Genomic DNA, 13,519 nt, shown 5'->3' with positions numbered 1-13,519 from the left:
CCGCCATCGACGGCCCGCCGGGACCCCGCCGCATCCGCGGTCCCGGCGGGTCCCGGACCCGCGCCAGGTCGCGTCGGGCCCCGGACCCCTCTCCCCCGCGCGGAGTACCCTCCTCCCGGCAGGGGCATCGGCGCGAGGACGGGAGGCACCCGGCGATGGCTGGCTCCCAGACCGCGCTGCGCGAGGCCAACCGCGCCACGGTCGTGGACACGATCCGGCGCTACGGCGGCCTGACGCAGGTCGAGCTCGCCTCGGCCACCGGCCTGTCCGCCGCGACCGTCTCGAACATCGTCCGCGAGCTGCAGGCGGCGGGCGACGTGGACGTGAAGGCCACCGTCTACAACGGCCGCCGGGCGATGCTGGTCACGATGGTGCACCGCACCGGGGTGGCCGCCGGCATCCACATCGGCATCCGGCACATGACGATCTCGCTGGCCGACTCCGGGCACCAGGTGCTGGTCGAGCAGGCGCTGCCGCTGCCGCACGAGCACCGCTCGGACACCAGCCTGGACCGCGCCGCCCTCCTGGTCGTGGAACTGCTGGAACGCGTCGGCTCCTCGCTGGACGAGCTGCTCGGGATCGGGATCGGCGTGCCCGCCCCGGTGGACGCGGCGACCGGCACGGTGTCGGTGCCCGGCATCCTGCGCGGCTGGGACGACGCCCCGGTGGCGCAGGTGATGTCCAAGCGCCTGGGCGTGCCGGTGTTCGTCGACAACGACGCGAACCTGGGCGCGCTGGCGGAGAGCCGGCTGGGCGCCTCCCGGCCCTACCAGGACTCGGTCTACGTCCGGGTGTCGCACGGCACCGGAGCCGGGGTGTCCCTGGCGGGCCGGCTGCACCGCGGCTTCGCCGGGACCGCGGGCGAGATCGGCCACGTGCAGGTCGACGCGGGCGGCATGGTCTGCCTGTGCGGCAGTCGCGGCTGCCTGAACACCGTGGTCGGCGCCCCGGCGTTGATCGAGGTGCTGCGGGCCAGCCGTGGGGCGCTGACCCTGCGGGACATCGTGTCCCTGGCGGTCGACGGCGACCCGGGCTGCCGCCAGGTGGTCGAGGACGCGGGCGCGACCATCGGCGCCGTGGTGGCCGGACTCGCCATCGCGGTGAACCCGCAGTGCGTGGTGGTCGGCGGCGAGCTGGCGGAGACCGGCGAGCTGCTGATCGGCCCGATGCGCGAGGCGATCCGACGGCGGGTGCCGTTGAACCACCTCGCTCCGCTGGAGGTGATGGGCGCCGAGCTCGGTCCCCGGGCCGAGGTGATGGGGGCGGTCCTGCTCGCCCTGGAGAACACCCGCGCGACGACGCGCTGGATCAGCCGTTCGGACGGAGACTGAACCCGTGGCACTCGACGTGGAGACGATGATGACTCCCGACCCGAAGGCAGCGGCCGACCGGTCGCCGGTGCTCGCCATGCACCGGGTCACCAAGCGGTTCGGCGCGGTCGAGGCGCTGACCGAGGTCGACCTGGAGCTGCGCCCGCACGAGGTGGTGGCCCTGGTCGGGGACAACGGCGCGGGCAAGTCGACGCTGGCCAAGATCATCTCCGGGGTGCTGCAGCCGGACACCGGGGTGGTGGAGATCGGCGGCGAGCAGGTCGCGATCCCGAACCCGGCCGCAGGGCACGCGCTCGGCATCTCCACCGTGTTCCAGGACCTGGCGCTGTGCGAGAACCTCAGCGTGGCGGCGAACATCTTCCTCGGCCGGGAGATCCGGGCGTCCAAGCACAGCCCGATGGACATCGACGGCATGGAGCTGATCGCCACCCAGATCCTGCGCGACCTGACCATCACCGTGCCCTCGGTGCGCGTGCCGGTGCGCGAGCTGTCCGGCGGTCAGCGCCAGGCGGTCGCCATCGCCCGGACCCTGACCACCCGCCCGCGGATCCTGGTGCTGGACGAGCCGACCGCGGCGCTGTCGGTGGTGCAGACCGCTGAGGTGCTGACCCTGATCGAGCGGTTGCGGTCGATGGGGCTGGCGGTGCTGATCATCAGCCACAACCTGGCGGACCTGCGCGCGGTGGCGGACCGGATCGAGGTGCTGCGGCACGGCCGGAACAACGGCTCCTTCGATGCCGGCACCGCCGCTCCCGAGGAGATCATCGGGGCGATCGCCGGGGCGCGACTCCCCTCCCGCCCGCGCTGGGCCTGAGGTTGCCTTCACTAGTTGTCGGCAAATTCCCGGCCTTGCAGGTTGCGAAACGATCACAACGGCCTGATTTTGCCTTCAGAGGTTGACGCGTAGCTCTCCGCGTCCCTACTGTCCTGCCGTTCGACGACGAACGAGCCGGTCGCGCGATGAGGCGCAGAGAGCAGGAACGATGACGGACACCCCCGTCGTCCTCGACATGAGGTCGATCACCAAGGTCTTCCCCGGAGTGCGGGCGCTGGACCAGGTGCGCATGACCGTCCGCGCGGGCGAGATCCACGCCATCTGCGGCGAGAACGGCGCCGGCAAGTCGACGCTGATGAAGATCCTGTCCGGCGTCTACCCGCACGGCAGCTACGAGGGCGAGATCGTCTACCAGGGCGAGGAGGTCCGGTTCAAGGACATCAAGTCCAGCGAACGGGCCGGCATCGTGATCATCCACCAGGAACTCGCGCTGATCCCCGAGCTGTCCATCGCGGAGAACATCTTCCTCGGCAACGAGACCACCGGCCCGTTCGGCATCGACTGGGACACCACCCGGGAGCGCGCGGTCGAGCTGCTGGCCCGGGTCGGCCTGCGCACCGACCCGAACGAGCAGGTCAAGAACATCGGCGTCGGCCAGCAGCAGCTGGTCGAGATCGCCCGGGCTCTGTCCAAGGACGTGAAGCTGCTCATCCTGGACGAGCCGACCTCGGCGCTGAACGAGGAGGACTCCGAGCACCTGCTCGACCTGCTGCGCGGCCTGCGGGCCAAGGGGCTGACCAGCATCATGATCAGCCACAAGCTCAACGAGATCGCCGCCATCGCCGACTCGATCACCATCATCCGGGACGGTCGCACGGTCGAGACCCTGGACGCCTCCGCGGGCGAGGTCGACGAGGACCGGATCATCCGCGGCATGGTCGGCCGGTCGCTGGACAACCGGTTCCCGGACCACACCCCGCAGATCGGCGAGACGTTCTTCGAGGTCACGGACTGGACGGTCGAGCACCCGCAGGTCGCCGGCCGGATGGTCTGCAAAGGCTCCACCTTCCACGTCCGGCGCGGGGAGATCGTCGGCTTCGCCGGGATCATGGGCGCCGGGCGCACTGAGCTGGCCCGGTCGCTGTTCGGCCGCTCCTACGGGCGGTTCCGCGGCGGTCAGATCCTGATCGACGGCAAGCCGGTGCAGCTGACCACCGTGCAGCAGGCGATCGACCACAAGATCGCCTACGTCCCGGAGGACCGGAAGATCCAGGGCCTCAACCTGCTGGACAGCATCCTGGACACCATCGTGTCGGCCGACCTGCGCCGGATCACCAAGCACCGGGTGCTGGACACCGACACCGCGTTCCTGGCCTCCGAGCACTACCGCAAGTCGCTGAACATCAAGGCCCCGTCGGTCCGGGTGGGGGTGGCCAAGCTGTCCGGCGGCAACCAGCAGAAGGCGCTGCTGGGCAAGTGGATGTTCCCGGAGCCGGACCTGCTGATCCTGGACGAGCCGACCCGCGGCGTCGACGTCGGCGCCAAGTACGAGATCTACGGCCTGGTGCAACGGCTCGCCGACGCGGGCAAGGGCGTGGTCGTCATCTCCTCCGAGCTGCCGGAGCTGCTCGGACTCTGCGACCGGATCTACACCATCTTCGAGGGCCGGATCACCGGCGAACTCGACCGTTCCCAGGCGAACCAGGAAGACCTGATGCGCCTGATGACCGGCACCAGCCCGGCCATCACCCACTGAGAAGGACGACCCAGACGATGACGTCACTCAAGCAGTTGTTCGGCGGCGGGGCCCGTCAGTTCGGCATGGTATTCGCGCTGATCGCGCTCGTGCTCATCTTCCAGTTCGCCACCGGCGGCAAGGTGCTCACCTCGACCAACGCGCAGAACATCATCAACGGCAATTCCTACGTGCTGATCCTGGCGATCGGCATGGTGCTGGTGATCATCGCCGGACACATCGACCTGTCCGTCGGGTCGGTGGCCGCGGTGGTCGGCATCATCGTCGCGCTGGCGATCCGGGACTGGGGCATCCCCTGGTGGCTCGGCATCGTGCTCGGGCTGGCGGTCGGAGCGCTGATCGGCGCCTGGCAGGGATTCTGGGTGGCCTACATCGGCATCCCGGGCTTCATCACCACCCTGGCCGGGATGATGTTCTTCCGCGGGGCGAACCAGTACATCGGCAAGTCCAACACCGTCCCGGTGCCCAAGGAGATCCAGTTCCTCGGCGCCGGCTACCTGCCCGAGTGGGGCCCGAACACCGGGCTGAACAACTCCACCCTGCTGCTCGGCATCCTGGCGATCGCCGCCCTGGTCTACGGGGAGCTGCGCCGCCGCCGCTCCGCCCGCCGGTTGGGCGCTGCACCCATCCCGACCTGGGTCTCCGTGGTCCGGATGGTCGCGATCGGCGCCGTGATCGCCGGGGCGACCTACCTGTTCGGCAGCGGCCGCTACGGCACGTCCTTCCCGATCTCCGGCGTGATCCTGGTCGTGCTGGTGCTGCTCTACGGCTTCATCTCCAACCGCACCATCACCGGCCGGCACGTGTACGCGGTCGGCGGCAACCGGATCGCCGCGTCGCTGTCCGGCGTCAACATCCGCCGCACCAACTTCTTCGTGATGATGAACATGTCGATGCTGGCCGCGCTGGCCGGGATCATCTTCATCGGCCGCTCCACCGCCTCGGGGCCCTTCGACGGCACCAACTGGGAGCTGGACGCGATCGCCGCGGTGTTCATCGGCGGTGCGGCGGTCTCCGGCGGCGTCGGCACCGTGGTCGGGTCGCTGATCGGTGGCCTGGTGATGGCCGTGCTGAACAACGGCCTGCAGCTGATGGGCGTCGGCTCGGACAGCACCCAGATGATCAAGGGCCTGGTGCTGCTCGCCGCGGTCGCCTTCGACGTCTACAACAAGATCCAGGGCCGCCCCTCGATCGTCGGACTGTTGCTCAAGGGGGTCCGGCGCGGACCGGTGAATCCCGAGGGCGACGACAGCGGCGCCGGCACCGGCGCGAATCCCGTGTCCCAGGCCGAGACGCTCGCCCGCAACTGACTCCCGACTCCCGTACCGGACTCCCGGCACGGCGCTCGACCGCATCCAACGACGGGTGCCCAACCAGGAAGAGTGACACCACCCATGAAAAAGCTGACTGCGGCGTTGATCGCCGCCGGGGCCGCCGGGGCGCTCCTGCTCTCCGGCTGTTCCTCCTCCGACCGCGGCGAGTCCAGCGGTGGGTCCTCCGGCTCCGCGACCGAGGCCAGCGGGTTCGCCGCGGACGCCACCATCGGCGTGGCCCTGCCGCAGAAGACCTCGGAGAACTGGGTGCTCGCGGAGCAGCTGTTCAACGACGGACTGAAGGAGGCCGGGTTCAACCCGATCGTCCAGTTCGCCAACAGCGGCGTGACCGAGCAGCAGAACCAGATCCAGGCCATGACCGAGCAGGGCGCCAGCGTGATCGTGGTCGGCGCCATCGACGGTTCGCAGCTGGGCTCGCAGCTGGAGGACGCCGAGGAGAACGGCGCCCACGTCATCGCCTACGACCGCCTGGTCAAGAACACCGACGCCGTCGACATGTACGTGGCCTTCGACAACTACCAGGTCGGTGTCCTGCAGGGTCAGTCCCTGCTGGAGGGCCTGGCCGCCCGCAAGGGTGACGGCCCCTACAACATCGAGCTGATCGCCGGTTCCCCCGACGACGCCAACTCCACCCCGTTCTTCGAGGGCGCGATGAGCGTCCTGCAGCCGAAGATCGACGACGGCACCCTGGTCGTCGTCTCGGGTCAGACCTCCTTCGAGCAGGTCGCCACCCAGGGCTGGAAGGCCGAGAACGCGCAGAAGCGGATGGACACCATCCTGGCCGGCTCCTACGCCGACACCGAGCTCGACGGCATCCTGTCGCCGAACGACACCCTCGGCCGCGCCGCGCTGACCTCGGTCGCCCAGGCCGGCAAGGACACCCCGGTGGTCACCGGCCAGGACTCCGAGGTCGAGTCCGTGAAGTCGATCATGGCCGGGGAGCAGTACTCCACCATCTACAAGGACACCCGCGAGCTGGTCGCCCAGACCATCAAGGAGATCCAGCTCCTGCAGAAGGGTGAGGACCCGGAGATCAACGACACCGACTCCTACGACAACGGGGTCAAGGTCGTCCCGTCCTACCTGCTCACGCCGGTGATCGTGACCAAGGAGAACGCGGCCGAGGTCTACGCGAACGACAGCACGCTGGCGCCGCTGACCAAGTGAGGTGAGAGTGCGACGGGGCCCCCGTCCGGCAGCGGCCGGGCGGGGGCCCGGTCGTCGGTCACACCGCCCGCACCACGTTCACCGACCCCGCCGCCAGCCGCAGGGTGTGCGTGCGGGCCGCGGCGCCGTCCAGCATCGTCGCGACCCGCCGGACCGCGTCCGGCTGCTCCGCGGTGTTGTGCCGGGTCGGCTCGTCCGAGGCCAGGGTCTCGATCCGCTCCAGCCGCATCGGCGTGACGAACTCCAGCTCCACCTCCACCGGCTCGGTCATCGACGGGTTGGTCAGGTTCACCAGGACGGCACCGTCCTCCGCCACGGAGGCGAAGACGTGCGCGCCGCTGGCCGGGTCGACCCGTTCGGTGGCCAGCGCGGTCGCCCCCCGGTGCGCCTTGTACATCAGGAAGACGTCGTAGTTCGGGGTCAGGATCGTGGCGTCGCCGTCGGTGAGGATCAGCGAGTTGAGCACGTTCACGGTCTGGGCGTTGCAGGCGATGCTGACCTTGTCCGCGTGCCGCTGCAGGATGTCCAGGCTCAGCGCGGTGGTGATCGCGTCGCGCATGGTCACCTGCTGACGCAGCGCGGGCCGGACGAAGAACGCGTCCCGGTGCCAGTTGCCCCACTCGCCGACGATCAGGTCGAGGTGCTCCAGCCGGGTGTCCAGACTGGACTCGGGCTGCGGGACGTTCGCCAGCCCCTCCTGGATCAGCCCCCACTGCTCGACGATGACCTCCTCCAGCTCCAGGCTGCTCGCGATCACCCGGTCCCAGCCCGCCTGGTCGAACCGGGTCGGGGTGTCGTCCTCGTGGTCGATGTTCCAGTTGTAGAAGTGCAGGTCGTATCCGGCGATCGGCGGCTGGCGGAAGGAGGTCAGCGAGCGCAGGAACTCCCGGGTCCACGCCACCCGCTCGCGCGGCTTGTTGCCGTCGGGGCCGCTGGCGATCGGGTAGGCCGCCGGGGTCTCGAACACGCTGCCGGTGAACCGGGGCATCGCGCTGGCGAACGCCCGGTAGGCGTCGGTGTAGCTCGCCGGGGTCATGGTGCCGCCGCCTCCCCAGGGCTCGTTGCCGATCCCCCAGAACCGGACGCCGTAGGGCGCGGGGTGCCCGTTGGCCGCGCGCTGCTCGGCCAGGTCGGTGCCGGAGTCGCGGTTCACGTACTCCATCCAGTCCCGGGCCTCGGCGGGGGTGCCGGTCATCATGTTGACGTTGATCCACGGCTCGGCGCCGATCGCCTCGCACAGCCGCAGGTACTCGTCGGTGCCGAAGGCGTGGTCGTCCAGCTCGTAGGTGCCGAAGTTCTCGTTGAAGGTGGTCGGCCGGGTGGCCCGGTCACCGATGCCGTCCCGCCAGTGGTAGGTGTCGGCGTAGCAGCCGCCGGGCCAGCGCAGCACCGGCGGGGCGAGCTCGATCAACGCGTCGAGCACGCCCTGCCGGATGCCGCCGGTGTGCGGCACGTCCGCGTCCGGGCCGACCCAGATCCCGCCGTCGATGCACTCCCCCAGGTACTCGATGAACTGACCGTGCAGAGCCGGGTTGATCCGGCCGATGGTCGCGGTCGGGTCGATGCGCAGGGGCATGGCGGGCCTTTCGTGGGGAACAGGGCGGGTCAGCGGACCGAGCGGATCCGCAGGATGAAGAAGCAGGCGACGACGACCAGCGCGATGGCCAGCGGGAACACCACGCCGTAGGAGCCGGTGACGGTGACCACCACCGAGGTGACGATCGGGCCGACCATCTGACCGAGGGTGGTCGCCATGTTGAGGATGCCGAGGTCCTTGCCGGCCTCCTCGGCGTTCGGCAGCACGTCGACGTTGAGCGCCTGGTCCACCGAGCCGTACATCCCGTAGCCGAAGCCGCCGATCGCGGCGAACAGCACCATCCCCCACGCGCTGTGCGTGATCCAGGGCAGGGCGTAGCCGATCGCCAGCAGGGCGCTGGCGGCCACCACCGGCAGCTTGCGACGACCGATCCTGTCCGAGATCGGCCCCGCGGCCAGCGACGCCACCACGGAGACCACCAGCAGGACGATCGACATGGTCGCGATGGTCCGGGCAGAGTCCTCGACCGACTGTCCGATGTAGTCCTGCAGGATGTACAGCTGGTAGTTCAGGATCATGTAGTAGCTGAAGATCAGCAGCGACCGGCCGACGAACGCGTGCCAGAAGTCCGGGGCGTTGCGCGGCGGCCGGAACGAGGCCAGCACCGAGCGCAGGCTGGTGTCGAGCACCGGGAGATCCCTCGCGGAGGGCTCCTTCGGCCAGAGCACCACCATCGCGATGCCCGCGAGCGCCATCACCACACCCGACACCACGAAGCCGGGCAGCTGCATGGTGATGAACTGCGCGCCGACCAGGGTGCCGATCGCGTTGCCGCCCAGGGTGCCCGCGGACAGGAACGCCGACATGGTGCCGCGCATCCCCTCCGGCAGCCGGTCGGCCAGCGAGGCGATCGCCGGGGCGATCATCATGTTCAGGCCCACCATGGCCAGGCAGTACGCGACGCCGATCAGCCAGGCGTTCGGCAGCACGCCGATCAGGAACAGGCTCACGCCGCCGAGCACACCGCCGGAGGCGATCCACGGGGTGCGGCGGCCGAAGACCGACCGGGTGCGGTCGGACAGGTTGCCCACGATCAGGTTGGAGACCAGCGACACCAGCGCGGTCGCCGAGTTCAGCAGACCGGAGATCGCGACCTTGTCGTCCGGGGCGATCTCGGTCAGCCGTTGCGGGAGCAGCACCGCGGCGATCACCGACAGCGCGAGCATCCAGCAGAACGAGAACAGGAAGAACGCCGCTGAGAAGCGGATCGTCTGCACGCGAGGCAGCCCGGGCGGTGCCGGCGTCGCCACCTGCTGGGACATGGGCGGATCTCCTTCGATCGTGAGGCCTGCGCGACGGCGCGCTACCTGTTACCTGAGAGGTATAAGGTAAAGCTCGTCCCGGCGTCAAGCGCCACAATGTCCCGGTGACCTCCACCCCGATCAACGCGCGCACCCGGATGGCCGTCGAGGACCGCCGCCGCCAGATCGCCGAGAAGGGCGCCGAACTGGTCGCCCGCTACGGCTCCTACGGGGTGTCCATGCAGACCGTCGCCGACGCGGTCGGCCTCACCCTCCCCGGCCTGAACCACCACGTGAAGAGCCGGGACGAGCTGCTCTCCCTGATCATCGAGACCTTCTACGACGACTTCACCGACCAGGAGTCGATGACCGACCAGCTGCGCGGGCTCGCGGACGCCGGACCCGACGGCCGCTTGAGCCTGCCCGACTGCCTGCGGCACATCGTCGAGGCCAACGCGGGCCGCCCCGAGCTGGTCGGGCTGTTCATCCGACTGGCCGTCGAGGCACACGACCCCGCGCACCCGGCCCACCCGTACTACCGCGACCGGCACCAGCGCCTGCTGTCGGTGATGCGCGCGCTGCCCTGGCGCCTGCCCGCGCGGTTCGACGACCCCGCCGCCTTCGAGGACCTGCTGCGCACCGCATTCTGCGCGATGGACGGCACCGAGGTGCAGGGACTCACCGACCCGGCCGAGTCGATGGCGGACCTGTGGGCGCGGGCGGAGCGGACCCTGTTCGGCGGGCCGGAGTGGGACGGGCTGCGCTGACCCGTCAGCCCCAGACCGCCACCGTCCGGCGCACCGGGACCCCCGGGTCGCCGGTGGCGAACAGCTCGGGACGTGAGCGCCGGACCGCCTCGATGTCGGCGAACACCGCGCGCAGGTGGTCGCGGAGCAGGTCCACCGCCTGATCGATCCGGCCGGCCACGACCGCGTCCAGGATCGCCGCGTGCTGCTCGCGGAACGGCTCGGCCGTCGTCTGCTCGCGGAGGCCCAGTCGTCGGGCGCGATCCAGATGCCCCTTGGCCGAGACCACGGTCGGCCACACCCGGTCGTGCCCGGCGAGCCGCATCAGGCCCAGGTGGAACTCCTCGTCCAGGCGGAAGAACTCCTCCAGATCGGTGAGCGCGTCCTCCTGCCGGCGCAGGTTGTCCCGCAGCTCGGCGACCAGGACGGGGTCGGGGTCGGTCGGCACGTCCCGGAGCGACCCGAGCTCGACCGACTCCCGCAGGAACTGGGCGTCACGGACCCGGTCGATCTCCACCCGGGCCACGAACGAGCCGACCTTGGGGAACACGTGCACCAGGCCTTCGCGGGCCAGCAGGATCAGCCCCTCGCGGACCGGGGTGCGCGAGACGCCGAGCTCCGCGGCGAGCTCGTTCTCGGACAACGGCGCCCCGGGGGCGAGCTCGAGGGTCAGGACGCGGGAGCGGATCGAGGCGTACACCGCCTCACGACTGCTCCGGACCGATGCCACGACTGCATGGTACTGGCCCGGCGCCCGTCCCCGGCCCGGTCGGCGTTGACACCCGACGAGGGTCGATGCTTCCATACAAGCTATGCATACAAGGTGTGCAGACAACGACGTCGACCGAACGGGGCAGCCATGACCACGATCGAACGGGCCGAGGTGTTCGTCGCCGGGCCGGGACGGAACTTCGTCACCCTGCGGATCACCACCTCGGACGGGGTCACCGGCCTGGGCGACGCCACCCTGAACGGGCGCGAGCTGGCGGTGGCCTCCTACCTGCGCGACCACGTGGTGCCGCTGCTGATCGGCCGGGACCCGGCGCGGATCGAGGACCTGTGGCAGTACCTCTACCGGGGTGTCTACTGGCGCCGCGGGCCGGTCACCATGACGGCGATCGCCGCGGTCGACACCGCCCTGTGGGACATCAAGGGCAAGGTCGCCGGACTCCCGGTCCACCAGCTGCTCGGCGGCCGCTCCCGGGACGGGGTCACGGTGTACTGCCACGCCAGCGGCACGGACATCCCGTCGCTGCTGGACGACGTGGCCCGGTTCCGGGAGGCCGGCTACCGCGCGGTCCGCGCCCAGGCCGCGGTGCCCGACGTCGGGGGCACCTACGGGGTCCGCAAGGGCACCGGGATCTACGAGCCCGCGAACGCCGCACTGCCGGAGGAGCAGCTCTGGGACACCGAGGCGTACCTGCGCTTCGCCCCGACCTACCTGACCGCCGTGCGCGAGGAGTTCGGCTTCGACTTCCACCTGCTGCACGACGTGCACCACCGGCTGACCCCGATCGAGGCGGCCCGGTTCGGCAAGAGCGTCGAGGACGCCCAGCTGTTCTGGATGGAGGACCCGACCCCCGCCGAGAACCAGGAGGCGTTCCGCCTGATCCGTCAGCACACCACCACCCCGATCGCGGTCGGTGAGGTGCTGACGAGCATCTGGGACGTCCAGCACCTGATCACCGAGCAGCTGATCGACTACGTCCGGACCACCGTGGTGCACGCCGGGGGGATCACCCACCTGCGCCGGATCTTCGACCTGGCCGCGCTCTACCAGGTCCGGACCGGCTCGCACGGCGCGACCGACCTGTCCCCGATCACCCTGGCCGCGGCGGTGCAGGTGGACCTCACGGTGCCCAACTTCGGCATCCAGGAGTACATGGAGCACGCCGAGGTCACCCGGGAGGTGTTCCCCTCCGGGGTCACGCTCAGCGACGGGCTCCTGGACGTCGACGACACCCCCGGTCTGGGCGTGGAGTACGACGAGAAGGCGGCCGCCCGGTACCCGTACGACCCCAAGTACCTGCCGGTCGCCCGGCGCCGCGACGGCTCGGTCCACGACTGGTGAGCCCGGAACCCGGATCGGAGCCGACCATGACCACCGCCCTGCCCCGCCTGGGCCGCGCCACCCTCGACCGACTCGACCCGGCGCAGCGTCCGCTCGTGGACCCGCGATCGCTGCGGCCCCGTCTGGTCCACCTCGGGCTCGGCGCGTTCCACCGCGCGCACCAGGCGGTCTACACCGAGCGGGCCGCCGCCTCCACCGGCGAGCCGTGGGGCATCGCGGCCGTGGAGCCGTTCGCCGACTCCGCGGTGACGGCGATGCGCGACCAGGACTGCCTGTACTCGGTCACCGACCGCGCCCCCGGTGCCCTGACCACCCGGGTGGTCGGCTCGATCGTCGAGGCGCTGGCCCTGCGTCCGGACGCGGCGCGGGTCGACGCCCTGATCGCCGATCCCGGGGTCGGCGTGGTGACGCTCACCGTCACCGAGAAGGGCTACCACCGGCGGGCGGGCACCGGCGGGCTCGACACCGCTGCGCTCCCGGTCGCCGAGGACCTGCGCGCCACCGGCGCCGACGGACCGCTCGGCACCGCGCTGGGCCGGCTCGCCGCGGGCATCCGGACCCGGTTCCACGGTGAGGGTGCGCCCCTGACCGTCGTGTCCTGCGACAACATGGCCGGGAACGGTCCCGCACTGGCCCGGGTGGTCCGTGAGTTCGTCGCCGCCTCGGGCTGGCCGGACCGGGACGCGCTGCTGTCCTGGATCGACGGATCGGTGTCCTTCCCGGCCACCATCGTCGACCGGATCGTGCCCGCCACCACCCCGGAGGACCGTGAGCTCGCCTCGCACGCCCTCGGGCTGCGGGACGACATGCCGGTGCTGGGCGAGCCCTACCGGCAGTGGGTCCTGGAGGACTCCTTCGTGTCGGAGCGGCCGCACTGGGAGGCGGGCGGCGCGCTGTTCGTCCCCGACGTCGCGCCGTACCAGCTGATGAAGCTGCGCCTGCTGAACGGGTCGCACTCGGCGATGGCCTACCTCGGCCTCGCCGCCGGGTGCCGCACGGTCGCGGACGTCCTGGCGACGCCGTGGGGCGAGGGCCTGGTGCGCGCGTTCGGCGCCGAGGTCACCCCGGCGCTGCCGGAGGCCGGCCTGGACGCCGCCGCCTACGTGGACGACCTGGTGGAACGCTTCCGGAACCCCGCCATGCACCATCTGCTGCGCCAGATCGGCTCCGACGGCTCGCTCAAGATCCCCGAGCGCTGGCTCGGCGCGCTGCGTGAGCTGCGGGCGGCCGGACGGCCGACCCCGGTCCTGGAGACCGCGCTCGCCGGGTGGGTCGTGGCGACCCGGCCCGGCGCCGACGGCACACCGCTGTACGGCACCACCGATCCGATCGGCGCCGGCCTGGCGGACTGCTGGACCGGAGCCGACGACCGGAACCCGCCGGTCGCCGCCCTGCTGCGACGGGTCGGTGCGGACGACCTCGCCGAGACCGCCGACCTGACCACCGCCGTCGCCGACCGTGTTCCCGCGGTCCTCGCGGGCGGTGCCGCCTTCGCCTGACC

11 protein-coding genes are annotated in these 13,519 nt (G+C 70.8%); 8 read left to right on the top strand and 3 right to left on the bottom strand.

All coding sequences use genetic code 11. The annotated features are described in order from the left end of the window. Positions 1-155: 155 nt before the first annotated feature. The 5 genes from OGL89_RS09170 to OGL89_RS09150 all read left to right on the top strand — a co-directional run bounded on the left by OGL89_RS09170 (position 156) and on the right by OGL89_RS09150 (position 6,363). Positions 156-1,331 (top strand): ROK family transcriptional regulator, encoded by a 1,176-nt coding sequence (locus OGL89_RS09170; RefSeq protein WP_263119690.1) that lies wholly within the window; start codon positions 156-158, stop codon positions 1,329-1,331. Between the two features lie 28 nt (positions 1,332-1,359). Further along, complete coding sequence (locus OGL89_RS09165; protein WP_263119714.1) at positions 1,360-2,145, top strand: ATP-binding cassette domain-containing protein; 786 nt, start codon at positions 1,360-1,362, stop codon at positions 2,143-2,145. A gap of 169 nt (positions 2,146-2,314) precedes the next feature. Continuing rightward, positions 2,315-3,862: a multiple monosaccharide ABC transporter ATP-binding protein gene (mmsA, locus tag OGL89_RS09160; protein ID WP_263119689.1), complete on the top strand. Its 1,548-nt coding sequence runs from the start codon at positions 2,315-2,317 to the stop codon at positions 3,860-3,862. Between the two features lie 17 nt (positions 3,863-3,879). After that, on the top strand, positions 3,880-5,172 hold the full coding sequence (mmsB, locus tag OGL89_RS09155; RefSeq protein ID WP_263119688.1) for a multiple monosaccharide ABC transporter permease: 1,293 nt from the start codon (positions 3,880-3,882) through the stop codon (positions 5,170-5,172). A gap of 84 nt (positions 5,173-5,256) precedes the next feature. Then, the gene (locus OGL89_RS09150; RefSeq protein WP_263119687.1) at positions 5,257-6,363 is read left to right on the top strand and encodes a sugar-binding protein; all 1,107 of its coding nucleotides are present in this window, start codon (positions 5,257-5,259) and stop codon (positions 6,361-6,363) included. Between the two features lie 58 nt (positions 6,364-6,421). Here OGL89_RS09150 and OGL89_RS09145 read toward each other — a convergent pair whose 3' ends face one another. Together OGL89_RS09145 and OGL89_RS09140 are read right to left on the bottom strand one after the other, a co-directional pair. Continuing rightward, positions 6,422-7,939: an alpha-L-arabinofuranosidase C-terminal domain-containing protein gene (locus OGL89_RS09145; protein ID WP_263119685.1), complete on the bottom strand. Its 1,518-nt coding sequence runs from the start codon at positions 7,937-7,939 to the stop codon at positions 6,422-6,424. Between the two features lie 29 nt (positions 7,940-7,968). Continuing rightward, entirely contained in the window at positions 7,969-9,222 is a 1,254-nt protein-coding gene (locus OGL89_RS09140; protein WP_263119684.1) for an MFS transporter, read from the bottom strand. Between the two features lie 104 nt (positions 9,223-9,326). Here OGL89_RS09140 and OGL89_RS09135 point away from each other — a divergent pair, with 104 nt between their 5' ends. Beyond that, positions 9,327-9,968 (top strand): TetR/AcrR family transcriptional regulator, encoded by a 642-nt coding sequence (locus tag OGL89_RS09135; RefSeq protein WP_263119683.1) that lies wholly within the window; start codon positions 9,327-9,329, stop codon positions 9,966-9,968. Positions 9,969-9,972: 4 nt separating this feature from the next. Here the strand turns inward: OGL89_RS09135 and OGL89_RS09130 are convergent, their stop codons facing one another. Then, entirely contained in the window at positions 9,973-10,677 is a 705-nt protein-coding gene (locus OGL89_RS09130) for a GntR family transcriptional regulator (protein WP_263119682.1), read from the bottom strand. A 6-nt stretch (positions 10,678-10,683) separates the two neighbouring features. Here OGL89_RS09130 and manD point away from each other — a divergent pair, with 6 nt between their 5' ends. Beyond that, a complete protein-coding gene (gene manD, locus OGL89_RS09125; protein WP_263119681.1) occupies positions 10,684-12,018 on the top strand; it encodes a D-mannonate dehydratase ManD in 1,335 nt (444 codons plus the stop codon). A 26-nt stretch (positions 12,019-12,044) separates the two neighbouring features. Next, entirely contained in the window at positions 12,045-13,517 is a 1,473-nt protein-coding gene (locus tag OGL89_RS09120; protein ID WP_263119680.1) for a mannitol dehydrogenase family protein, read from the top strand. Positions 13,518-13,519 lie beyond the last annotated feature (2 nt).

It is taken from the genome of Cellulomonas sp. RIT-PI-Y, from assembly GCF_025642745.1.
In the GTDB taxonomy this organism is placed as follows: domain Bacteria; phylum Actinomycetota; class Actinomycetes; order Actinomycetales; family Cellulomonadaceae; genus Cellulomonas.
This window is presented reverse-complemented; position numbering and strand designations above follow the sequence as displayed.